The following is a 25,046-nucleotide window of genomic DNA, read 5'->3' on the forward strand; positions in this document are numbered from 1 at the left end:
GCAGAGTGGTAAAAAAAGTCCGTGCACATGGCAAAATCGTATCGGTATATTCAGTCATAGCGGAAATGGCTGCCGGTCAGGTGCAGTACAATAAAATTGTTCTGGCCGCCAGGAACTTCTTGAAGGGCGGAAAGCAGCACTTCATCGGTTCCTTTGAAATTTTCCCGGTAATCCGCCTGCTGGGAAATGACGGTAATGCCCGCATCGGAGACAACCCCGGCTTCCTGGGTAGAAAGCCAGTAGGTGGTATAACCGGCTTTTTTGGCTAGGCTCATAAGATCCACGGCCTTTTTGAGGGGCACTCGGTTGTACTGGTTGGCACTGGTAAGAGCTTGGGTTACGGCCATAATGGTGTTGGGAAAATTGGCGTAGGAATTGGGATAAAAGAAAAAATTGGGATTCTGTTTCATGGTCCGTTCCCAGGGGGTGGAATCAAAACTGGTGGGGGCAAAGGCTGACATGGCATCCCGGGTGGCACTTTCTCCAATGACCAAAATGATGGTTCCGGGAACTTTTTGACTAATTAACTGTTCTTGGGACAGCAGCTGAAGCTTTTGTGTATTTCGGGGCAGGTTTTTCTTTAACTCCAGAAAAGCGCGCATAGGGCCGCCTTTTTGGTATAGATGCGTCAAACGGTCCAAGGGAAAGACGGAAAAGGTATAACTGCCTGTAAAGTATAACACTAAGGCCAAAACGGCAAGCTGTTTCTTGCGGGAGCTTACCGACAGGCTTTTCTGCGCAGCGGGGAAGGCCAAACTATGGACCAGCGCCAGAAAAGACCCTGCCAGAAGCAGAAGAATGGTAAGCAGCAGGGGCTGGGAAAACGTAGCCGTCAAATAGTTGTAGGCTTCCAGCGGAGTGGTGGCGATGATGGACATCAGGATGATCTCATCCATGGGTTTGCCGTAATGGACGAAATAAAACAGATAAGCCATGGCACTGGTGATTTCGCCCCACAGGGGCAGGGCACAAAGCACACCAAGCGGCAGCTGCAGCCGTCCGGCTTGGGGCAGCAGTTGCTGCAGCAGCCAGACGGTGGTGTACAGCAGGCTGGGGAAAATCCAGTAACTGCCCACGTCTTCTTGAAAATAGTCGGGAATCCAGGAAAAAACATAGCTGTAGGGAACCAGCCATAACAGCAGGAGCAGCAGGGGAAGGGACTCCAGGGAGAGCTTCCTGGAGGTTAGGCTCTCTTGGAGAAACAGGCAGCCCCAGAGGAAGACAAAGCTGCGCAGCAGCCGCAGCTGGGTGATGTGGTGCAGGGGCAGCAAGGGAGATTGAAAGAAACTAAACCAGAGCAATAGGAAAAATAGGACGATGCGCAAAGCAGTCTTGAGACTGCTGCACAGATTGTGTTTGGTGGAAGGGGCGAGTAACGGAATTTGCAACGATAAACCTCCAATATTGTGTATAATATGTGACAAAAATATTTGCCATTATTATAAGTTATATCAAAGAAAATTGAAAGAGTTGAAACAAAATGAACCGTGAACCGGGATGTCAGCTGGAAAAAATCCCTGAAACTTCTTTGCCCGTTGTATAATAAAATATACAGTTGCATTTTCTGTAGAAATTACCCTGGATGCCTGGCCTGCCAGGCTTTGTAAGGAGGCTATAGCCTATGACAAAATGGATTGCAGCAGCGGTGCAGATGGATTCCCAGGACAACCTGGAACAGAATCTGGAAGCGGCTGCCTATTACGTAAAAGAAGCGGCCCAGCGGGGAGCCCAGCTGGTGGTGTTCCCGGAATGCATGAACTACCTGGGCCGGGGTATTGCTGACCATGCAGAAAGTCTGCCGGGCGGCAGGACCTATCAGGTGATGGCCCAGCTGGCCAAGGACTACGGCCTGTGGCTGGAAGCCGGCAGCATTTATGAAACCAACGACCAGGACCCCAAGCGGCCCTATAATACCACTTATCTGCTGAGCCCGGAGGGGCAGCTGCTGGCCAAGTACCGGAAACTCCATCCCTTTGACGTGGTGCTGTCCAGCGGGGTGACCAGCCGGGAATCTGACCGGGTATGTCCCGGGGACCAGGTGGTGACGGCGGAAGCCGGAGAGCTGGGAAAACTGGGTCTGGCCATCTGCTACGATATCCGCTTTGGGGAACAGTTCCGGCTGATGGCGTTAGAAGGGGCCAAGGTGCTGACCATTCCCGCCAACTTTACGGTGAATACCGGGAAGGACCACTGGGAAGTGCTGCTCCGGGCACGGGCCATTGAAAATGAATGCTACGTGATTGCCCCGGACCAGATTGGTAAGAAACCCAAATTCCAGGCCTATGGCAATTCCCTGATCATTGACCCCTGGGGCCAGGTGATTGCCCGGGCGTCCAATAGACCGGGGATAATCCTGGCAGAAATTGACCTGGACTATGTGAAACAGGTTCGGGAAGAAACCTTTACCCTGGCCAATCGCCGGCCGGATGTGTATCAATTGGCGAGAACCAAATAGACTGTATAGTCCGTTCCAAACCCTTGGGACCGTGGGCATTCCACGGTCCTTTTGTGGTATAATAGAATGTATTGTGTTACTGAAATAGAGGGGGAAAATAGCATGAAGATTGCCATTGCCGGAACAGGCTACGTGGGAATTTCCAACGGGCTGCTTTTGGCACAGCATAACCACGTTGTGGCACTGGATATTGTGTCCGCCAAGGTGGAAATGCTGAATCGGGGAGAATCGCCTATTGAGGACCAGGATATCTCCCGTTTCTTGCAAAATAAAGCATTGGATTTTCGGGCCACTGTGGATCCCCAGGAGGCCTACGGGGAGGCGGACTATGTCATCATTGCTACGCCCACCAATTATGATCCTCAGAAGAACTTCTTTGACACGTCCTCTGTGGAAAGCGTGATTGAGCAGGTGCTTTCCATTGCTCCTGAAGCTTATATGGTCATCAAGTCCACGGTGCCGGTGGGCTATACGGAGGCTATGCGGACCCAGTACGGGACGGACCATATCCTGTTTTCTCCGGAATTTCTCCGGGAAGGGAAGGCCCTGCATGACAACCTGTACCCCTCCCGCATCGTGGTGGGCAGCGATACGCCGGCAGGCCATCGGTTTGCCCAGCTGCTGGAAGAAGGGGCTGCCAAAAAGGACGTGCCTGTGCTGTTTACGGGCTCTACGGAAGCGGAAGCCATCAAGCTGTTTGCCAATACGTACCTGGCGCTCCGGGTGGCCTATTTCAACGAACTGGATTCTTATGCGCAGGTCCGGGGCCTGAACACCCGACAGATTATCGACGGGGTTTGCCTGGATCCCCGGATTGGTGATTTCTACAACAATCCCTCCTTTGGCTACGGGGGCTACTGCCTGCCCAAGGATACCAAGCAGCTTTTGGCCAACTACCAGGACGTGCCCCAAAATCTGATTTCCGCCATTGTGGAAGCCAACCGGACCCGGAAGGACTTTATCTCCGATACCATTCTCTCTCGGAAACCGGCGGTGGTGGGGATGTACCGGCTGACCATGAAAACGGACTCGGACAATTTCCGGGCCTCCGCCATCCAGGGCGTCATGAAGCGCATCAAGGCCAAGGGCGTGCCGGTGGTGGTGTACGAACCTACCCTGAAGGAAGACGAATTTTTCCATTCCCGGGTGATTCGGGATTTGGCAGAATTTAAGAAGGTCAGCGACGTGATTGTGGCCAACCGCTGGTCGGAGGAACTGGCGGACGTGAAAGAAAAGGTCTTTACCCGGGACCTGTTTGACCGGGATTAAGAAGGGAGCAGACCATGAGCGAAAAAAAGCCTTTTGATCCAGAGAAAAAAGTCTTGATTACCGGCGCTGCCGGTTTTATCGGTTTCCACCTGGCCAAGCGGCTGCTGTCCCTGGGCGCCCAGGTGGCAGGGCTGGATAACCTGAATCCTTATTACGATGTGCATCTGAAATTGGACCGGCTGCGGGAATTGGACCTGTATCCCTCGTTTTCCTTTACCTGCGGGGACCTGGCCGATGCCGGCGCCGTAAATAGCCTGTTTGACGAATTTAAACCGGATATTGTGGTGAATCTGGCGGCCCAGGCTGGGGTCCGCTACAGCATTGACCATCCCCGGTCCTATATTGACTCCAACATTATCGGCTTCTTCAATATCCTGGAGGCCTGCCGGCATTTTCAGCCGGAGCATCTGCTGTATGCTTCCAGTTCCTCGGTGTATGGCAACCAGCAGAAGACGCCCTTTGCCACCACGGACCCGGTGGACCATCCCATCAGCCTGTATGCGGCCACCAAAAAATCCGATGAGCTGATGGCCTATACCTACAGCCACCTGTACGGCATTCCGGCTACGGGGCTGCGGTTCTTTACGGTGTATGGGCCCTTTGGCCGGCCGGACATGGCCTATTTCAGCTTCACCCGGAAGATTATGGCGGGGGAACCCATCAAGATTTTCAACCAGGGGGATATGTACCGGGACTTCACCTATGTGGACGATATCGTCGCCGGAGTAGAACGGATGCTGTGCAATCCGCCGGTACCCAACGAAACCGGGGACCGGTACAAGCTGTATAATATCGGCAACAACCATCCGGAAAAGCTCATGACCTTTATTGAAACCCTGGAGGACGTGCTGGGGAAAAAGGCCCAGAAGGAATTCCTGCCCATGCAGCCCGGGGATGTGTACCAGACCTATGCAGATGTCAGTGAGCTGGAAAAGGACTTTGGGTTTAAGCCCCAGACCTCTATCCGGGAGGGGCTGAGCCAGTTTGCCCAGTGGTATAAGAAGTATTATCGCTGACGAGGTGGGACGGTCCGCTGGATGGGCGTGGATAAAACCTCATTTGGTGGTGTGAAGAAATACTTATTCCCGAAAGAAAAAACGGCTTGCGAGTGCAAAAGAATTCGCAAGTCGTTTTTTATAGCCGTATCCAAGCCTCAAAACTTCCTCAGTCAGTCCTACGGACTGCCAGCCCCTTCACGCTTGAAGGGGCCGGTCTTAACCCCATACTGGTCATGTGCAAAACGGGTATAGGAAAGTAATCTATGGCATGTAGATAAATTTCTACTTCTATTCCCCTCTAGAACTTGACCAGTAGCGGCATAGAACGCTTCCTGAGTGGTTCGCCGTTTCCAATCAGCGGCGTCCTAACGGACTTGCTTCTTGGACGGCTATCACATAGGTCGCATATTCCAAATGTCCTTGAGAAACTGCATTGACATTTGGATGCGACCGTAAAACGTGTAGGAAGTGTCGCCGCAGGCGACGATAGAAGTTTCATTATTTTACAGTCCTCTTAATGGCTAGTGTGGTCTGCACAACTTCTATTTTAAATAAAAAAACCTCTGCCAAGCGGCAGAGGTTTTTTGTACAGGGAGGTTATTTCCAATAGTCCAGGTTGGAGGTATCCAGGCCGATGTTCTTGGCTTTGAATACGGGTTTCTTGCCTTCCTTCAGTTGGCGGCCGTAGTCGTCCATTACTTTCAGGGCGGTGTTGCTCAGGGCCATGATGGAAGGAATGTTTACCAGGCACATGAAGGCCATGGTGATATCAGCAGCAGCCCAGGCGTTGTCCATGGTCATGCCGGCACCTACGAAGATAACCAGAACGGCCAGGATGCGGTACAGGGTCATGAAGCTCTTGCCAGGGGTCTTGCTGTGGTTCAGGTAGTTCAGGCAGTTGTCCACGTAGAACAGGTTGCCAATCAGGGTGGTGAAGGCAAACAGTACCATGGCCACGGTGATCAGGATGGGGCCAACAGCGCCAAAGTCCACTTGTACAGCAGCCTGTACATAGGGGGCACCAGCCATTTCCTTGGTGGGAATAACGCCGGAGAACATGCACATGAAAGCGGTAGCGGTGCAGAGCACGGTATCGATGAATACGGACAGCATCTGTACCAGACCTTGCTGGGCAGGGTGAGCTACGTCAGCAGCGGCAGCGGCGTTAGGCGCACTGCCCACACCAGCTTCGTTGGAGTACAGGCCGCGTTTAATGCCGTACATCATGCAGGAACCGCCAATGCCGGCCAGAATCTTTTGGAAGTTGAAGGCATCGGAAAAAATTTCGACGAGAACGGTGGGAATCATATCCAGGTGCATTACAATAACCACCAGGGCCAGCAGTACGTACAGGATGCCCATGAAGGGAACCAGTTTTTCGGTGACGCTGACGATCCGTTTGCCGCCGCCGATGATGCAGTAGCCAACCAGTACGGCCAGGATACCGCCGATGACCCAGGGGGTGGTTACCTTGTCATAGAAGCCGTAGACGGCGAAGGTGGATTGCAGGTTGTAGGAAGCCAGCAGGTTAAAGCCGCCGGCGTAGGTAGCAATCAGGGCTACAGCGAAAGCGCAGCCCAGGCCTCTGCTGTGCAGGGCGGTTTCAATATAATAGGAAGGGCCGCCGTAGCTGTCGCCGTGTTCGTCCCGGCGTTTGTAGACCTGCGCCAGGGTGCTTTCAATGAAGGCAGTGGAACCGCCGATGATGGCAATCAGCCACATCCAGAACACGGCACCAAAGCCGCCCAAGCACAGGGCAGTGGAAATCCCGATGATGTTGCCGGTGCCCACCCGGGATGCGGTGGAAACCATCAGTGCCTGGAAAGAAGAAATGGACCCTTCTTTTTCAGGTTTCTCCATGACTACGCGGATGCATTGGGTCAGCCAGCGGCCTTGAATAAAACGAGTGCGGTAAGTAAAATAAATACCGGCTACCAGCAAAACAATGACCAGAATGGGGTAATACAGTACGTCGTCCAGCGTGGTGAGAATTTGAGACATTGTTTGTTCCTCCCTTGTTGTTTTGATACCTGTACATGTAATACAGAATATCATAATGTTTTGTTGCTTGAATTATATACTATCAAGGCGAACAATACAAAGGTTTTTTAACAGATTGTTAAAGATTTATTGAATTAACATGGTAAAGAATACTTTATACAATTTTGGGGAGGAAAAGACGCTGTTTTACATAAATATTTTACCGGGAACCTAAAAAGTTTTTCTAATATAATGAATTATCCCTTTAACGTACCGAAAAAGGCGAAAACGGCGTCTTTCCTTACAAAAAGTTGCTTATTTATGCCTTTTGTGCTATGCTATATGAGCGGTTTTTTAAGTAATTACAGATAGTCTGTTTAGCGAGATACATGGATTGTGGCTGACAGCAATGTGAGGAGGATTTTTTTAATGAGCGTTTCCGTAGAAAGAAATGGTAATGAAGCAACGTTAAAAATCAATTTACCGGTAGAAGATGTAGCAAAAGCCTTTGACAAAGCAGTTGCCAAGATCAACAAGCAAGTAACGATCCCTGGCTTCCGTAAAGGCAAAGCTCCCCGCCGTGTGCTGGAACTGCACGTAGGCAAGGATGCCATCAAGGAAGAAGCTTTCGAAATCGTCGCCAATGAACAATATAGAAAAGTATTGGAAGACAACAAGCTGGTTCCTGTGTCCGACCCTGAAATCAAAGATTCCAAATTTGAAGAAGGCGAACCTCTGGACCTGACCCTGGCCATCACCCTGCGTCCGGAACCGGAACTGGGCCAATATAAGGACCTGGATGTTCAAAAGGAAGAAAAAGAAATCACCGAAGCTGACGTGGATAAAGCCGTTGAAGAACTGCAAAACCGCGCTGCCAAAATGGTAGAAGCTCCGGAAGGCAAGAAACTGGAAAAAGGCGACCTGGCTACCATCGACTTCGCTGGCACCATTGACGGCGAACCGTTTGCCGGCGGCGAAGGCAAAGGCTATCCTCTGGAAGTAGGCAGCAACAGCTTCATTCCTGGTTTCGAAGATCAGCTGGTAGGCCTGGGCAAAGGCGATTCCACTGATGTAAACGTTACTTTCCCGGAAGACTACTTCTCCAAAGAACTGGCTGGCAAAGCTGCTGTGTTCAAAGTCAACGTCCAAGACGTAAAGGTGAAGGAAGTTCCCGAAGTTAACGACGAACTGATTGCCAAGAATTCCGACAGCAAGACCGTTGCCGAATTCCGTGAAAAGACCCTGGACCGCATGAAGAAGGCAGAAGCTGACCGTGCCCAGTCCGAATACGAACGGAAACTCATCGAAAAGGCTGTTGAAAACGCCAAATTCGAAGTTCCTGAAGTAATGGTAGAACAACGTGCCAACCAGATGATTGACGAACTGGCCATGAACCTGGAAAGCCACAAAATGAGCCTGCCCATGTACCTGTCCTATCTGGGCAAGGATGTAAAGACCTATCGGGACGAACAAAAACCTGTAGCTCTGGCCAACATCAAAACCGACCTGGTTCTGGATGCCATTGCTCTGGCTGAAGGCCTGAAGATCTCCGATGCAGAAGTACAAAACGAATTGGCTCAGCTGGCTGCTGCCCATGGCGCAACGGTTAAACAAGTTGAGAAAATCGTAAAAGAAAATGGTTCCCTGGCTCTGCTGGTTGCCAACATTGTACGCCGCAAGGCTGCTCGGCTGGTTATCGACAGCGCAAAGAACGCTCCCAAGAAAGAAGAAGCTGCTGCTGAAGAAACGGCTGCTGCTGAAGAAAAATAAAACCGCAGGAGGTGGACGGCATGCCTTATGTACCTATTGTGGTAGAACAGACCAGTCAAGGCGAACGGAGCTATGATATCTATTCCCGGCTGTTAAAGGACCGGATCATTTTCGTCACCGGCGAAATTGAAGATCACATGGCCAACCTGATTATTGCCCAGCTGCTGTTCCTTGAATCCGAAGATCCGGATAAGGATGTCCATCTCTATATCAACAGCCCTGGCGGCAGTGTAAGCGCCGGACTGGCGATTTATGATACCATGCAGTACATTCGCCCGGATGTGTCCACCATTTGTGTGGGTATGGCCGCATCCATGGCGTCTGTTTTGCTGGCTGCCGGAACCAAAGGAAAACGGTTCGCACTGCCCCATTCCCGGGTGATGATTCATCAGCCGCTGGGCGGGGCCCAAGGACAGGCAACGGATATTGCCATCCATGCGCGGGAAATCCTGCGGGTTCGGGAAGAGATGAACAACATTTTGGCACTCCATACGGGAAAGACCCCTGCACAGATCCAAGAGGACACGGAACGGGATCATTTCATGACCAGTATGGAAGCCAAGGAATACGGGTTGGTAGACCAGGTGGTCGAAAATGCGCATTCCATTAGTAAGGGGTAAGACCCATCTTGCCCTGGCTGTTAGGAGGGGTGTCAGATGGCATTTGATGATAAGATGAATCCCCAGGGGCCGGAGTATACCTGTTCGTTCTGCGGCAAAAAGCAGAGCCAGGTGAAAAAGCTCATTGCGGGTCATAACGTGTTTATTTGTGACGAATGCATTGCCTTGTGCAATGAAATGCTGGAGAAGGACCTGAGCAAACCGGTAGCAGAAACGCTGACGGATTTGCCCAAACCCAAGGAAATCAAGGAAATCCTGGACGAATACGTAATCGGACAGGAAGATGCCAAGAGAACCTTGTCCGTAGCGGTGTACAACCACTACAAGCGGATCAATTATGAGCGCGCCCACCATTCGGATGTGGAACTGCAAAAGTCCAACATCTTGATGTTGGGACCCACGGGCAGCGGCAAGACGCTGCTGGCTCAGACTTTGGCCAAAATCCTGCGGGTTCCCTTTGCCATTGCCGACGCTACGTCTTTGACGGAAGCCGGCTATGTAGGGGAGGACGTGGAGAACATTCTGCTGCGCCTGATCCAGAATGCTGATTATGATATCCCTGCTGCAGAACGGGGTATCATTTATATCGATGAAATCGACAAAATTTCCCGGAAATCGGAAAATCCCTCCATTACCCGGGATGTATCCGGTGAAGGTGTACAGCAGGCCCTGCTAAAGATCCTGGAAGGGACCGTGGCCAATGTGCCTCCCCAGGGCGGCCGTAAGCATCCTCATCAGGAATTGATTCAAATCGATACCACCAATATCCTGTTTATCTGCGGTGGGGCCTTTGCGGGCCTGGAGAACGTGATCAACGCCCGTACCGGCAAAAAGAGTATGGGTTTTGGTGCGGATATCGCCACTGCCCAGCAGAAGAAGGATGAAAATGTTTTCCGGAAAGTGCTGCCAGAGGACTTTGTGAAGTACGGCTTGATTCCCGAGTTCGTAGGCCGGCTGCCGGTGGTAGTGACCTTGGACAAGTTGGATGAAAGCGCTTTGGTGCGGATTCTTACCGAACCTAAGAATGCGCTGACCAAGCAGTACGAAAGTTTCCTGGCCATGGACCATGTGGACCTGGAATTCGAGGACAGTGCCTTGAAAGCCATCGCCCATGAAGCCCTGGAACGGAATGCAGGCGCCAGAGGGTTGCGGGCCATTATCGAAAACATCATGAAGAATGTGATGTACGAAGTGCCCAGCCGGGACGATGTGGAAAAATGCATCGTCACCAAAGAAGTGGTCACCGACAAAAAGGAACCCACCCTGGTGCTGAAGGAAAAGAAAAACGACACAAGAAAGAATGCCTAGAGAAAAGGAAAAGGGATATCCCTTTTCCCTTTTTCTCTATACGTAAGGACGGTGAAAACCATGTTGGATGCAACAAGTTTAAGATTACCTTTACTGCCATTGCGGGGGATTATCGTATTCCCTGGAATGATCATCAACCTGGACGTGGGGCGTGAACGCTCCATTAAATCTGTAGAAACCGCCATGAACACCACCAAGCAGATCCTGCTGGTTACCCAGCGCTCTGCTGAAGATGCCGATCCGACGGCCAAGTCCCTGTATACCTTTGGTGTGATTGCGGAAGTGAAGCAGATGCTGAAGCTGCCCAATGGAGCCATGCGTATCCTGGTGGAAGGCCTGGAACGGGTAGAAGTGATTTCCGTAGTAGATGCCGTAGGCATGAATCTGGAAGCCTACGTGGAAAAGCGCCCGGATATTATTGACAACTCCGCTGAAGTGGAAGCCCTGCGCCGGATGATGGAGCAGACCTTCGAACAGTGGGTGGTTGCCACCAAGAAAGTCAATTCCGAAGTGCTGCTGACCTTTAAGGACCAGGAAGATCCGGGCCGGATTGCCGACCTGATTGCCGGGTACCTGACCATTGAAATAGATGAAAAGGAAAAAATCCTGGAAGCCGTGGATGTAAAGACCCGGCTGAAGCTGCTGTACACCGATCTGTGCAAAGAGCTGGAAATCGTGAACCTGGAAAAGGATATTTCTGCCCAGGTCCGGAAACAGATCGAACAAAACCAAAGAGAATATTACCTTCGGGAACAGCTCAAGGCCATCAACAAGGAATTGGATGAAGGCTCCGATAAAGAGTCCGAAGTAGATGAATATAAAGCGAAAATGAGCAAGCTGAAGCTTCCCAAGGACGTGAAGCAGAAGCTGGAAAAGGAACTGGACCGGCTGTACAAGATGCCGCCCATGATGGCCGAAAGTGCCGTCATCCGCAACTATCTGGACACGGTGCTGTCCCTTCCCTGGGGCAAGACTACCCGGGAAAACTATGACCTGAAAAAGGCTGCGGAAGTCCTGGATAAGGACCACTATGGTTTGAAGAAGGTAAAGGAACGTATCCTGGATTACCTGGCAGTACGGGCCATTACCAAAACCAACAAGGGACCTATCATTTGTCTGGTAGGACCTCCCGGCGTAGGCAAGACCAGCTTGGCCGAATCCATTGCCCGGGCTGTACACCGGAAATTCACCCGGATTTCCCTGGGCGGTATTCGGGATGAAGCCGAAATCCGCGGCCATCGCCGCACCTATATTGGCGCCATGCCCGGCCGTCTCATCAACGGCATGATTGACTGCGGCGCCGACAACCCGGTATTCCTGCTGGATGAAGTGGACAAACTGGGGGCTGACTTCCGGGGTGACCCGGCTTCCGCCCTGCTGGAAGTGCTGGATCCGGAACAGAACAGCCATTTCAGCGACCACTACATCGAGTTCCCCTATGATATGTCCAACGTATTCTGGATTGTAACCGCCAATACGGTGGAAACCATTCCGGCGCCTCTGCTGGACCGGTTGGAAGTCATCGAACTCAGCAGCTATACCGACGATGAAAAATTGAAGATTGCCCAGCTGCACCTGCTGCCCAAAGAACGGAAGGCCAACGGCCTGACCGGCAAGAACCTGACCCTGAGTGCTGCCACCATCCAGCACATTATCCGGGATTACACCCGGGAGGCCGGCGTCCGGAATCTGGAGCGGAAAATCGCTACGGTATGCCGGAAGGCAGACCGGAAGATTGTGGAAGAGAAAGTGGAGAAGGTTTCCGTAACCCCGTCCAACCTGAAAGACTTCCTGGGACCCATTATTTTCCTGGAAAGCGATATGCGGGCCAGATCCGAAGTGGGCGTCTGCACCGGCCTTGCCTGGACCAGCGTAGGCGGCGAACTGCTGAAGATAGAAGTGGTGGTCTGCGAGGGCAAGGGCAAACTGGTGCTCACCGGTCAATTGGGAGATGTGATGAAGGAATCTGCCCAGGCAGCCTTCACCTATATCCGTTCCCGGGCCAAAGAACTGGGTCTGGAGCCGGACTTCAATGAAAAGGTGGACATCCACATCCACGTACCTGAAGGTGCCATTCCCAAGGATGGTCCTTCCGCCGGTATTACCATGGCTACGGCTATGGAATCGGCACTGACGAAACGGAAAGTAAAGGCCGACCTGGCCATGACAGGTGAAATCACCATTACAGGACATGTTCTGCCCATCGGCGGACTGAAAGAAAAAGTGCTGGCTGCCCATCGGTATCGGGTGAAGACGGTGCTGATTCCCAAACAGAACGTACAGGATCTGGAAGAAATTCCGGAAAATGTCCGGGCTGATATGGAATTCATTCCTGTAGAGCATATGGATCAGGTGACCAAACTGGCTTTGGAGGAATAACATGACAACAACCCAGTGGGATATCATCGGAGCGGACTATGTAGCTTCCGCCGTCAAAGCCACCCAGTATCCCCAGGATACCATTGATGAGGTGGCATTTATCGGGCGGAGCAATGTGGGCAAATCCTCATTGCTGAACTCCTTGGCCCGGCGTAAGGGCCTGGCCCGGGTCAGCAGTTCTCCCGGCAAAACCCAAACCATCAACTTCTACTCCTTCCAGGCCAAGCGCCAGGTGGAGGAAGAGGTGCAGCGCCACACCCTGTACGCGGTGGACCTGCCCGGCTACGGGTTTGCCCGGACGTCTAAGGGAAACAAAAACGAATGGTCTGCCTTCATCTGCAAGTACATGGAAAACTCCCAGTTCCTGAAACTGGTTTGTGTACTCATGGACATTCGCCATGCTCCCATGGAAAGCGATATTGACTGCTACCAATGGCTGCTGAATCTGGGGCTGCCCCTGATGGTCATCCTGACCAAGGCGGACAAGCTGTCCAAGAACGCAGTGGCCAGCCAGAAAGCCCTGTACCAGAAAACCTTTGGCCTCAGGGACGACCAGATTATCACCTACAGCTCATCTTCCCATGTAACCCGGAAGGATTTGATCAACCGGATTATGGATCAGCTGGTAGAAAACTAAAAGAGAAGGATTGGAACGGCTTAGCCGGGCCAATCCTTTTCTTTTTGGGGAAACCGGAACAAACCCCAGGACTATGGTATAATGAGGCAGCAGCCGTCCTGGAAGATTGGCTTCCAGGACACTGTCGTTATAAGGAGGCTATACCATGAATCCAAAATTGACGGCCAAAGGAACGGCCATAGAAGAATTGATAAAGACCCTGCACGGGGCAGAAGTAAACGGTGCCAACGCCTATTATGTGCTGGCGGCCCAGGCTAAAAGCTATGGCCTGGAGGACCTGGCAGAGGCTATGCTGGCCAACGCCGCTGAAGATGCCTTCCACGGAGGCAAATACGGGGCGTTGCTGAACCCGGGCGCAGAAGGAGAAGCTGCCCTGTGGAAACGGGCCGTAGGCTTTTACCAGGCAGAAGCCGGGGCCCGGACAAAGCTGCTGGAACTGGCCCAGCAGGTACGGGACGCGGGCCTGCCGGAAATTGCTGACGAAATTGCCGCCACCATCCCGGAAGAAGACGAACACGCCCGGCGGCTGGCCAAGGTATTTGAAGCCCACGGCATCAGCTATAAATAAGCGTTACAGTGGTACGAAAATGACTTGCAGAACCTACGGGGTTTGCAGGTCATTTTTGCTTTGGGGCAACGGCAGGTGGAGGTATGCGCTGGGCGTATACCGGGGTTCGGGATTGGCATTGTACAGCGGGGCCGCAGCCTTCTACAATAAAGGGGAACAAAGTGTTTGGGCAGCGGCTGCAGTTTGGGGCGCTGCTTTTCTGGGAAAGGAGAAACAACATGGAATATGTTAAGTTAAACGATGGAAATCAAATCCCCGCAGTGGGTTTTGGGGTGTTCCTGATCCCCAATGATGGCTCCACCTATAAGGCGGTTTTGGAAGCCCTGAAGGCAGGCTATAGCCATATTGATACGGCAGCGGCCTACTTCAACGAAGCTGAAGTGGGGAAGGCAGTGAAGGACAGCGGCATTCCCCGGGAGGAAATTTTTATCACCAGCAAATTGTGGCTGCAGGACTACGGGTTTGCGGCTGCTACCAAGGGTTTGGATACTTCCTTGCAGAACCTGGACACGGACTATGTGGACCTGTACCTGCTGCACCAGCCTTATGGGGACGTACCTGGAGCCTGGAAAGCCCTGGAAGCGGCCCAAAAGGCCGGCAAGGTAAAGTCCATTGGGGTCAGCAACATGACGCCTAAAATCTGGAATTCCTTTGTGCCCCAATTTGACTCCCTGCCGGCGGTGAACCAGGTGGAGTGCAATCCCTTCTTCCAGCAGAAGGAACTGCGGGCGCTTTTGGCCCCTCAAAATGTAAAAATTGAAGCTTATAAGCCCCTGGGTCATGGGGACACAACTCTGCTGCAGCAGCCGCTGCTCAAGGCCCTGGCCAAGAAGTATGGCAAGAATGTGGGACAGGTAATCCTGCGCTTTGAGGTGCAGGACGGACTGATTGTCCTGCCCAAATCCACCAACCCGGGGCGGATTGCCGGGAACCTGGCTATTTTTGATTTTGCCCTGACGGCAGAAGAAATGGAACAGATCCGTGCCCTGGATACGGGCAAGGGCAGCCATGACCCGGAAACGCCGGGGATGGGAGAACTGCTGCTGAAAAACTACCGGGTCCACGACTAAGAAAATAAATTACTTTTTGTACACTGCAAGTTTCCTCTGGGACTTGCAGTGTATTTTTTATGCTGTCAGGAATTTCTAAAAGCAAAAGTTTCCGTTAGGTTTTTTGGCATAAGCAAATACTTTTACATATTCTCCTGAATCGGCAGAGAACCTTTGTTATTTTATAGAAATCATCTAACTGCATCAACAATTTTTGTAGGGCTGATTCCTTTTTGGCATAGGTTTACAACTAATATTCATAAGAAGATGCTTATGAATGTGTTTTGTTAAGGAAAGCGTGTTATAATGAATGGTACAGAATAAGAAATAATGATTTTTATTCAAATATGAGTTTCTATAAGGAGGCAGGGGGGCGCTGGTGCCTCCCTTTGCTTTCGGCAGAGTGCTTTAAACGAACTGCTTCAAATGCTTTTCAAGCGGGCCAGGCTGCTGACCAGTCCTTGCAAAAGGGCCTGACAGGAGTCCGGGCTTTGACCAGCGTTTAAGGCAATTGTGGAAACAGCCACTGGGGTTCTGTATGGGGCGGTGCTTTTTGTACGGGGGTATGGAAAGCCTGCAGCAGAACCTATGGCTATGGAAAAGGGGAAAAAGGCGATTTTTATGAAACAGGTATTTACGAACGGGCGGAAACAGGAATTGGCAAAACTGGTGGTACTGGGGATTTTGGCTGGGGGACTGGCCATTCCTGGTAGGGCCTTGGCTGCGGATCTAACGGTCACAACGGACCAGACCGGTCCTGTGTATGCGGCCACCGGCGATGGCGTAGAATTGAATAACCTGACAATTGGCTCAGTGTCGGTCACTCCAGGCCCCACCATTACCGGCTCGGCCTACGGCGGTATGGGTACCTCCGGCGGCAGCTACTCGGACACCAATACGGTTACCTTAAATAATGGTACCGTCACGGAAAACCTGTACGGCACGTACGATACGGATGCGGCTACGATAAGTACGACCACCATCAACGCCGGTACGGTGCAGGGAAACGTCTATGGCAGCTATAGCCAAAACGGTACGGCGGATTACAACCACGTGTATGTAGGCACTGATACAGCGAATACGGGCACCATTTCCATCGGCGGCGATGTCTACGGCGGCTATTCGGAAACCTACAATGCCGGCAGCAACAGTGTAGAAATTGACCGGGGCACCGTAACCGGCTCTGTCTACGGCGGTTCTGGCATTGGCGGCGCCGGCAGTACGGTTACCCTGGGTGCCGCCAGCAGCACCACAGGTCCTACCATCAGCGGCCGTGTCTATGGCGCCAATACTCCGGGTGGTACGACCTTCCAAAACGTAGTAACCATTAACAGCGGCACCGTGGCAGGCACTGTGTATGGCGGGGCAGGCCAAACAGCCACCTACAATGAAGTACACGTAAACGGCGGCAGCCTCCAAAACGGCCTCTATGGTGGCTACAGTACTGCCGGGGACCAAGTAAACCATAACATTATCACCCTCAGCGGCGGTACCATCTCGGGCACAATCTACGGCGGCTACGCCGGCGCCGGCAGCTCCAGCGATAACACCATCAACCTCTACAGCACCAATCTTACCAATGCCAGTTTGTACGGTGGTAATGGGAGCGCTCCTACTAACAACACCCTGAACGTCTATACGGTAGGCAATACCGTGAAAAACCTCGCTGCTTTTCAAAACCTGAACTTCTACGTTCCGGAAGCAGCCGCAACGAATACAGCCGCCATGCTCACCGTCACCGGTACAGCCGACGTAACGGGCAGCACCATCAGCGCCGGGGTACAAAATATCGACAGCTTTACCAAGGACCAGGTGATTACCCTTCTCACAGACGCTAACGGCATTACCGGCCTTGACGGGGTACAATTTGGCACCCTCACCGATGCGGGCTTTGCTGAGACTGGCTTTTACCTGACCAAAGCCAGTGATGGCAACTCGGTCCTTCTCACCATCGGCACCAAACCTGCTGACTCTGGCTCCGAGGACACCCCCGACACCACCGGCAACAACGTGGAAATCACCTCTGCCGGCAGCACCACCACCTACGGGGATTATAAGACGTCCTACCTGGCAGCCAAGGATTCCAACATTGTCACCGTGAAAAGCGGGAACCTGACAGGGGACATCTACGGTTCCTATATTGCCGGGGGCGACGCCTTCAGCAATGAGGTCCGGGTCCTTAGCGGCACTGTCACAGGTTCCGTCATTGGCGCCCACAGCACCGGCGGTGCGGATAACGTGGTTACTCTTGGAGCCGAAGGCTCCGCAGACGGTCCCACCGTTACCCAGGACGTGTCCGGTACGGATATTGCGGATACCAGCGGCAGCACCACCACCAACTATGTCAATCTGTACGGCGGTACGGTGGCTGGCAATGTGTACGGCGCCCGGGGCTTTACGGCCACCCACAACTACGTCAGTATCTATGGCGGCACTGTGGACAACATCTATGGCAGCTACGGCACAGAAGGCGGCTCCCACGACTATAACTCCGTTTCCATTTACGGCGGCAAGGTGACCGGCAGTGTCTATGGCAGCTATGACGAAGCTGGCTCCGTCTCCGGCAATATGATCAACCTGTACGGCGGCGACCTGACTGGGGCCAGCCTCTATGGCGGCGTGGGCAGCAGTGTCAGCGGCAACAGCCTGAACGTTTACACCGTAGGCAATACGGTGGCCAATATTTCCGGCTTCCAGAATCTGAATTTCTATGTGCCCAGTACGGCGGTGGACGGGGATACCATGCTTACTGTTACAGGGAACGCAGATATTACTGACAGTACCATCAGCGTCGGCGTAACCAACCTGGCGGCCTACAGCGGCAAGACCCTTACTCTCCTCACAGACGAGAACGGTCTTACCGGGCTGGCTACGGCCACTACGGGCATTCTTACCGATTCCGGCTTTGCCGCAGAGGGAATGACCATTACCAAGTCTTCCGACGGCAGATCCGTGATTTTGACCATTGCCGGCAGCAGTCAAAACACAGATACCAAGGACATCAATGGCGAGAATCTCAATAATGATGTATATGGCGCCTACAGCACTGGTTCCACCAACCTCTCCGGTCATCTAGTGAAGATTACCGCCAGTACCATCAGCGGCAATGTCTATGGTGCCTACTCGGAAAAAGGGGATGTGGACCATAACGGTATCGACGACTACTCCGGCACCATCAGCGGCAAGGTCTACGGCGCCTATACCAACGGCGGCAAGGCCGTAAACAACGCCGTAAGCGTGGCCTCCGGTACGGTGAATGACGATATCATTGGCGCCTACGGGGTCAAGGGCCAGGGCAACAGCGTTACCGTGGGGGCGGCCGGAACCGTGGGTCCCACCCTGAATGGCAACGTCTACGGGGCCGACAGTACGGGAACCATTTATGACAATACGGTCAACGTGAACAGCGGCACCATCGCCGGCGCAGTCTACGGGGCTAGGGGCCTGGGAACCACGTACAATACCGTCAATATGAACGGCGGCACGGTGCAAACCGGCATCTACGGCGGCTACAGCGCCACCAACGGCTCCGTGGACCACAACACCATTAACCTCAAGGGAGGCACCGTCAGCGGGGATATTTACGCCGGCTATTCCGAGCAGGGGGCGGCCAGCGACAACACCATTAACCTGTACGGCGGCAGCCTGACAGGGGCCAGCCTTTACGGCGGCGTGGGCAGCAGCACCACCGGGGGCAATACCCTGAATGTCTACAGCCTGAAAAACACCGTAGAAAATCTGGGGGACTTCCAGAACATCAACTTCTACGTGCCGGCTGCCACCCGCACCGGCAGCACTATGCTGGCGGTAACGGGGAAGGCTGATGTAACGGATACGGTAATCAGCGCCGGGGTGTCCGATCTCAGCGCCTATACGGGAAAGACCGTCATCAACCTGCTCCAGGACGAAAACGGCATTACGGGCCTGGATACCACTTCCTTTGGCACAGTTACCGATGCAGGCTTTGCCACCACGGGCTTTACCCTGTCCAAGTCCAAGGACAGCAAAACCGTGCTTCTCACCATCGGCAGCAGCAATGCCACCCTGCCCGATGCCAAGGATGATGACAATCCGGATAACACCAACACCAACACCAATACAAACTCCAATACGAACACGAATACCAATACGAATACGAACACCAATGCCAATACCAACACCAGCACTGACTCCAGCAGTGAGGACAAGCTCCTGGCCCTCCACCTGAATCCGGATACCAAAATCCTGGTGGAGGCCCGGGAAGCAGCCCTGGGTATGCTGAACAATGCCGGGGACTTTATGGTGAATCAGGGGATTTTGGCTGCCCAGGACCAGAGCCGGGACATTCAGAAGCAGTACCAGCTGTTTGCGGTGCTGGGAGCCAATGACCTCCGGTATGAAACCGGTTCCTATGTGAAGAACCACGGCATGAATGCAGAGCTGGGCTTTGCCCGGCAGCTGCCCAGCGGGAAACATACGGCCTTACTTATGCCCTTTGTGGAATATGGCCATGGCAATTACACCAGCCACCTGGACGACGGCGCCCGGGGAGACGGGAAAAATACGTATTACGGGGCCGGCCTATTGGTACGCCAGGATAATGCCAATGGGATGTACACCGAGGGGAGCCTGCGGGTGGGCCATACCCAGGGGGACTACAGCGGCGCCATTGCGGGCTATAATGCCAGCTACGACCTGGACGGCACCTATACGGCGGCCCATATTGGCACTGGCCGGGAGTTCCAGCTGACGGACAAGGATAGCCTGGACGTATACGCCCGGTTCTTCTACACCCATATGAACAGTGCGGAAACCCACCTGCACAGCAGCCTGGGCAGTGCACCCTACGAATTTGACAGCGTAAACTCCTACCGCAGCCGGATTGGCACTCGCTGGACCCGGAACTACCGGGAAAACCAGAGCCTGTACGCAGGCCTGGCCTGGGACTATGAGTTCGGCAGCGGCGCCCGGGCTTCCTACCATGACCTGACTACCTTGAGCCCCGAGGTGAAAGGCGGCAGCGGTATGGTGGAACTGGGCTGGAGCAGCAAGGCCAGCCAGACCAATCCCTGGAGCGCCGATGTACGGCTGACCCAGTGGATGGGCAAGCAGAAAGGTACCCAGTTCAGTGTGGGCGCCCAGTACCACTTCTAATTGGATAAACAAAACCCCGGAACCAGAAACGGCTCTGGGGTTTGGGGCTTAACGGGAAAACCAAAATAAAACAATTTTTTTATACACTGCTGCAGTTGTATTTTGTGCTTGCAGTGTATTTTTTATGCCAGAAATAGTTCATAAAATTACTTTTTTCCCTGGAATCGCTGGTTTATAACGAAATTCTTTGGAGGTTTACCAGGGTAAGTGGACAATTTTTTACACTTCTCTTTGGATGCGTGCAGGAGTATAGAAATTCTGTAGTGCTTATGCACTATGGGCATAGGCCAATGCCTAAGATTCATAAGAATATACTTATACGCAATTTGTAGTAAGCAAACTATGATATAATAAACGATATAAAATAAATAATAATTATTATTATACAAATATTAACTTTTATAAAAAGGAGGGCGTGTATTGTCTTCGTTTTGTCCTTGCAAGAAAAGGCAAACGAAGCTGCGCAGTCGCAATCAAACTCAGCCTGGCTGCTATCAGACCGGGTACAAGCAGTACAGAATACTTTCAAATCCAACTAAGATGATGCAAAATCCCCTAAAAAGGTTTTGGCCGTCATTTTATGGCTTTGACGCACATTTGTTGAAATAGCTGCTGGAATTCTGAATGGGGTGGTGCTTTTTGTGCAGGGTACAGGAAGCCTGCAGCAGAAGTCCAGGGCTCTGAAGTAAAGGGGAAAATGAAAAATCTATTATGAAACAGCTTGCAGTGAATGGGAGAAAACAAGAACTGACAAAAGTATTGCTGCTGGGGATTTTGGCTGGGGGACTGGCCATTCCTGGTAGGGCCTTGGCTGCGGACCTAACGGTCACAGCGGACCAGACCGGTCCTGTGTATGCGGCCACTGGCGACGGGGTGGAAAGCAATAACCTGACCATTGGGTCGGTCACTCTAGCCACCACTATTACCGGCTCTGCCTACGGTGGTATGGGTACCTCCGGCGGCAGCTACTCGGACTCCAATACGGTTACCTTAAATAATGGTACCGTCACGGAAAACCTGTACGGCACCTATGACCCGGATATAGCGACCTACAGCACGGTAACCATCCATGACGGCACCGTACAGGGAAACGTCTATGGCGGCTATGCCCAAAGCGGTACCGCAAATAATAACCACGTCTATGTAGGCACGGATGCAAGCAATACCGGCGATATTTCCATTGGCGGCTCTGTTTACGGCGGCTATTCGGAACAAGGGGATGTCGGCAGCAACAGTGTAGAAATTGACCGGGGTACGGTAAAAGGGAATGTGTACGGCAGCTATGGAGCTGGCGGCTCCGGCAGTTCGGTTACCCTGGGCACCGAGGGCAGCACTATCGGTCCGTCTATTGGCGGCTCTCTTTATGGGTCCTATGGCACGTCCGGGTGGGCCTATGCCAATGGCCTTACCATTAACAGCGGCGAGGTGAAAGGTACCGTCTATGGCAGCTGGGGGAGCTTGGCTACGCAAAATACGCTGACCGTAAATGGCGGCACCATCGATCAGGGGATCTACGGCGGCTACAGCAGCGGCATCGCTGAAAATAATACTATCACCATCAAAGGTGGTACCATCACCGGTGATATTTACGGCGGTTACTCCACAGAGGGCGAGACCAACAGCAACACAATCAACCTCTACGGCGGCACACTCACTGACGCCAGCCTCTATGGCGGTGTCGGCGCCACCGGCAGAGGAAACAACACCTTGAACGTCTATACCTTGGGCAACAGTGTGGTGAATCTGGGCGCCTTCCAGAATCTCAATTTCTATGTTCCTGCCACGGCTGCCACGACGGCCAATGCTACCATGCTGACTGTTACGGGGAAGGCCGATGTGACCGGCAGCACCATCAGTGCTGGCGTGGAAAATATCGATGCTTTTACGACGAATCAGGTCATTACCCTTCTGACGGACAGTAACGGTATTATTGGGCTTGATGGCGTCACCTTTGGCACCCTGACAGATGCAGGCTTTGCCCAGACCGGGTTTTATCTGTCTAAGACGACAGACAACCATGCGGTTACCCTGACCATCGGCACGAAAACGGACGACAGCGGCTCTGGCTCCGGTGATTCCGGCTCCGGCAGTGGTTCCGATTCGGGAAATTCCGGCTCCAGTGATTCCGGCGACGTGACACCGGTGGCAGGCGATGCCGTAGAAATTACCACAGGCGGCACCACTGCGTCCTACGGAGATTATCAGACCAGCTACCTGACCAGTGCCGCCGATAACGTGGTTACCGTCAAGAGCGGCACCTATACCAGCTCCATCTATGGCAGCTATGGCGGCGACGGTGGTACCAGCAACAAGGTCAGTATCGGCGCAGTCGGTACAGACGGCCCGTCCATCACAGGCGATGTTCTGGGTGACAGCGGTACGGGGACGACCTATTTTAACGAAGTTACCGTAAACAGCGGCACCATTAATGGCACGGTCTACGGCGCCAAGAGCAATACGGCGACCTACAATACCATTACCGTAAACGGCGGTACCATCACAGGCGGCATCTACGGCGCCTACAGCACCAGTGATGCCAACGGTGCCATCAATAGCAACACGCTGAACCTCCTGGGCGGCAAAGTCTCCGGCGCTATTTACGGCGGCTATTCCGAAAACGGCTCCCTGGGCGACAATAACATCAACCTGAAAGGTACCGACGTATCGGGCGCCAGCCTTTACGGCGCGGCCGGAACGGGCTCGGGCATGGACACCAATACCCTGAACGTCTATACCTTGGGCAACAGTGTGGTGAACCTGGGCGGCTTCCAGAATATCAATTTCTATATCCCCGATACGGCCAAAAGCACAGAAAACGCTACGATGCTCACTGTTACGGATACAGCGGATATCACCAATACAGCCATTAAGGCGGGCATAGAAGACCTTACAGGCTACACGGACGGCACGGTGATTACGCTCCTGACGGATGCCAATGGGCTTACGGGCCTTACCAGTGCCACTGTGGGTACGATCACGGACGCCGGCTTTGCCCAGACCGGTTTCTATCTCACCAAGTCCCGGGATGGCAAAGCCATCGTCCTCACCATTGGCGAGAAACCGACGGATTACGTTACTATCGTTACGAATGGCAATACGGCGTCGTATCCGGATTACCAGACGGACTATCTTTCCAGCCAGCAGCAAAACAGCGTCACCCTTACGGGCGGCAACTTTGCCGGGGACATCTATGGCGCCAAGGCCACCAGCGGCGACACAGGCGACAATAAGGTCACCATCACGGCCGGCACGGTGCAGGCCTCGGTCTACGGCTCCTCCGGTGGTACAGGCGGCGGCAGCAATACGGTTACTCTCGGCGCCAGCGGCACGGATGGGCCAACCATTACAGGAAATGTCTACGCCTATGACGGCACCGGGGTGTCCAGCTTTGACGCAGTGAGCGTAGCCAGCGGCTCTGTAGGCGGCACGATCTACGGTGCCAAGACCGATACGGCAACGTACAATACGGTTACGGTGAGCGGCGGCTCTGTAGGCAATATCTACGGCGCCTATAGCAGTAATAGCAATGGCGGCGTTGTGGATAATAACACGGTCACCCTTTTGGGCGGCACCGTCACCGGCGACGTCTATGGCGCCTACGGTGGCGCAGGCGGCAGCAACAACGTCACCCTTGGTGCAGCCACTACGGACGGTCCGAAAATTACAGGGAATGTCTTTGCTTACGACGGCACAGGCATTACCAGCGGCAACAAAGTTACTATTGCCAGTGGTTCTGTAGACGGCACAGTCTATGGTGGCCGCGCTGATGCGGTCACAAGCAGTACGATTGCTGTGAACGGCGGCACTGTCAAAAACGGCATTTACGGCGGCTACAGCACCAGCGGCAGTTCCGTCGACGAAAACGTCATCAACCTGAACGACGGTACCGTGAGCGGCAACATCTACGGCGGCTACTCGGAAAACGGCTCTGTGGGCAGCAATGTCATCAACCTGTACAGCACGGACGTATCCGGCGCTAGCCTCTATGGGGGCGGCGGTTCGGGTTCGACGCTGTCCAACAATACCCTGAATGTCTATACCTTGGGGAACAGTGTAGTGAACCTGGGCAATTTCCAGAATATCAATTTCTACGTGCCGGAAGACGCGAAGAATACAGGTAGCGCCACGATGCTTACCGTTACGGGTTCGGCCGATGTGACAGGCACTGCCATCAAGGCGGGTATTAACGACCTGACGGGCTATACAGAGGGTCAGACCATCACCCTGCTGACCGACACCAACGGCATTACGGGCCTTAAGACCGCAACTGTGGGCCTTCTGACGGACAGCGGCTTTGCCCAGACGGGCTATTATCTGGTCAAAAGCAAGGACGGCAAATCCCTAACGTTAATTATTGGGGAAAAACCTGTAGACTACGTGGATATCAGCTCCAATGGAGTAGCCTCGACCTACCCGGATTACGACCCGGACTATTTGGCCCTCAGCAGCGGCAATAGCGTCACCGTCAAAGGCGGCAGCCTGACCACGGATATCTATGGTGCCTATACGACGAGCGGCGGTGACACGGGGGATAACAAGGTCACCATCTCAGCCGGCAGCGTGACGGGCTCGGTCTACGGCGCCTCCGGCGGTACAGGCGGCGGCAGCAATACCGTTACCCTTGGCACAGCTACTACAGACGGACCGACCATTACAGGAAATGTCTTTGCCTATGACGGCACAGGCATTACCAGCGGCAACACGGTCACCTTGAATAGCGGCTCTGTGGACGGCACCGTCTACGGCGCTAAGACCGATACGGCAACGTACAATACAGTTACCGTAAACGGCGGTACCATTGACCAGGGAATCTACGGCGGCTATGCCACAGGTTTTGTGGGCAACAATACCATTACCCTGAAGGGCGGCACCGTATCCGG

The 25,046-nt window shown here is 53.2% G+C and carries 14 protein-coding genes; 12 read left to right on the forward strand and 2 right to left on the reverse strand.

Annotation, left to right across the window (positions count from 1 at the left end; translation table 11 throughout):
• Window positions 1-50: 50 nt before the first annotated feature.
• A complete protein-coding gene (locus tag DW089_RS09435; protein ID WP_158572361.1) occupies window positions 51-1,271 on the reverse strand; it encodes a sulfatase-like hydrolase/transferase in 1,221 nt (406 codons plus the stop codon).
• A 350-nt stretch (window positions 1,272-1,621) separates the two neighbouring features.
• On the opposite strand from DW089_RS09435, the gene DW089_RS09440 reads away from it, so the two are divergent.
• From DW089_RS09440 to DW089_RS09450, 3 genes are all read left to right on the forward strand, one after another.
• Entirely contained in the window at window positions 1,622-2,455 is an 834-nt protein-coding gene (locus DW089_RS09440) for a carbon-nitrogen hydrolase family protein (protein ID WP_105326186.1), read from the forward strand.
• A 102-nt stretch (window positions 2,456-2,557) separates the two neighbouring features.
• Window positions 2,558-3,724, forward strand: coding sequence for a nucleotide sugar dehydrogenase (locus DW089_RS09445; protein ID WP_105326185.1), 1,167 nt, complete (start codon window positions 2,558-2,560; stop codon window positions 3,722-3,724).
• Window positions 3,725-3,738: 14 nt separating this feature from the next.
• Window positions 3,739-4,740: an NAD-dependent epimerase gene (locus DW089_RS09450; protein WP_105326184.1), complete on the forward strand. Its 1,002-nt coding sequence runs from the start codon at window positions 3,739-3,741 to the stop codon at window positions 4,738-4,740.
• A gap of 579 nt (window positions 4,741-5,319) precedes the next feature.
• Here the strand turns inward: DW089_RS09450 and DW089_RS09455 are convergent.
• On the reverse strand, window positions 5,320-6,723 hold the full coding sequence (locus DW089_RS09455; RefSeq protein WP_105326183.1) for a sodium:alanine symporter family protein: 1,404 nt from the start codon (window positions 6,721-6,723) through the stop codon (window positions 5,320-5,322).
• Window positions 6,724-7,131: 408 nt separating this feature from the next.
• Here DW089_RS09455 and tig point away from each other — a divergent pair, with 408 nt between their 5' ends.
• The 9 genes from tig to DW089_RS09500 form a co-directional block, all read left to right on the forward strand.
• Entirely contained in the window at window positions 7,132-8,472 is a 1,341-nt protein-coding gene (gene tig / locus DW089_RS09460) for a trigger factor (protein WP_118287187.1), read from the forward strand.
• Window positions 8,473-8,492: 20 nt separating this feature from the next.
• Window positions 8,493-9,092, forward strand: coding sequence for an ATP-dependent Clp endopeptidase proteolytic subunit ClpP (gene clpP / locus DW089_RS09465; protein WP_105326181.1), 600 nt, complete (start codon window positions 8,493-8,495; stop codon window positions 9,090-9,092).
• 36 nt (window positions 9,093-9,128) lie between these two features.
• A complete protein-coding gene (gene clpX, locus DW089_RS09470) occupies window positions 9,129-10,400 on the forward strand; it encodes an ATP-dependent Clp protease ATP-binding subunit ClpX (protein WP_105326180.1) in 1,272 nt (423 codons plus the stop codon).
• A gap of 60 nt (window positions 10,401-10,460) precedes the next feature.
• Window positions 10,461-12,779 (forward strand): endopeptidase La, encoded by a 2,319-nt coding sequence (gene lon / locus DW089_RS09475; RefSeq protein WP_105326520.1) that lies wholly within the window; start codon window positions 10,461-10,463, stop codon window positions 12,777-12,779.
• A 1-nt stretch (window position 12,780) separates the two neighbouring features.
• Window positions 12,781-13,416: a ribosome biogenesis GTP-binding protein YihA/YsxC gene (gene yihA / locus DW089_RS09480; RefSeq protein ID WP_105326179.1), complete on the forward strand. Its 636-nt coding sequence runs from the start codon at window positions 12,781-12,783 to the stop codon at window positions 13,414-13,416.
• 145 nt (window positions 13,417-13,561) lie between these two features.
• The gene (locus DW089_RS09485; protein WP_105326178.1) at window positions 13,562-13,984 is read left to right on the forward strand and encodes a ferritin family protein; all 423 of its coding nucleotides are present in this window, start codon (window positions 13,562-13,564) and stop codon (window positions 13,982-13,984) included.
• A gap of 218 nt (window positions 13,985-14,202) precedes the next feature.
• Complete coding sequence (locus tag DW089_RS09490) at window positions 14,203-15,054, forward strand: aldo/keto reductase (RefSeq protein WP_105326177.1); 852 nt, start codon at window positions 14,203-14,205, stop codon at window positions 15,052-15,054.
• A 600-nt stretch (window positions 15,055-15,654) separates the two neighbouring features.
• Window positions 15,655-20,166, forward strand: a complete 4,512-nt coding sequence (locus DW089_RS11375; RefSeq protein ID WP_233547589.1) for an autotransporter outer membrane beta-barrel domain-containing protein — start codon at window positions 15,655-15,657, stop codon at window positions 20,164-20,166.
• Window positions 20,167-20,877: 711 nt separating this feature from the next.
• A partial coding sequence (locus DW089_RS09500; RefSeq protein ID WP_199614800.1) for a hypothetical protein occupies window positions 20,878-25,046 on the forward strand: 4,169 nt, incomplete at its 3' end.

The sequence above is a fragment of the Acidaminococcus sp. AM05-11 genome (assembly GCF_003472805.1).
Classification (GTDB): Bacteria; Bacillota; Negativicutes; order Acidaminococcales; family Acidaminococcaceae; genus Acidaminococcus; species Acidaminococcus hominis.

Bases quoted from the DNA above. Each gene is read 5' to 3' on its own strand.
- DW089_RS09440 (WP_105326186.1), top strand. From the start codon at position 1,622: ATGACAAAATGGATTGCAGCAGCGGTGCAGATGGATTCCCAGGACAAC.
- DW089_RS09445 (WP_105326185.1), top strand. From the start codon at position 2,558: ATGAAGATTGCCATTGCCGGAACAGGCTACGTGGGAATTTCCAACGGG.
- DW089_RS09450 (WP_105326184.1), top strand. From the start codon at position 3,739: ATGAGCGAAAAAAAGCCTTTTGATCCAGAGAAAAAAGTCTTGATTACC.
- DW089_RS09455 (WP_105326183.1), bottom strand. From the start codon at position 6,723: ATGTCTCAAATTCTCACCACGCTGGACGACGTACTGTATTACCCCATT.
- tig (WP_118287187.1), top strand. From the start codon at position 7,132: ATGAGCGTTTCCGTAGAAAGAAATGGTAATGAAGCAACGTTAAAAATC.
- clpP (WP_105326181.1), top strand. From the start codon at position 8,493: ATGCCTTATGTACCTATTGTGGTAGAACAGACCAGTCAAGGCGAACGG.
- clpX (WP_105326180.1), top strand. From the start codon at position 9,129: ATGGCATTTGATGATAAGATGAATCCCCAGGGGCCGGAGTATACCTGT.
- lon (WP_105326520.1), top strand. From the start codon at position 10,461: ATGTTGGATGCAACAAGTTTAAGATTACCTTTACTGCCATTGCGGGGG.
- yihA (WP_105326179.1), top strand. From the start codon at position 12,781: ATGACAACAACCCAGTGGGATATCATCGGAGCGGACTATGTAGCTTCC.
- DW089_RS09485 (WP_105326178.1), top strand. From the start codon at position 13,562: ATGAATCCAAAATTGACGGCCAAAGGAACGGCCATAGAAGAATTGATA.
- DW089_RS09490 (WP_105326177.1), top strand. From the start codon at position 14,203: ATGGAATATGTTAAGTTAAACGATGGAAATCAAATCCCCGCAGTGGGT.
- DW089_RS11375 (WP_233547589.1), top strand. From the start codon at position 15,655: ATGAAACAGGTATTTACGAACGGGCGGAAACAGGAATTGGCAAAACTG.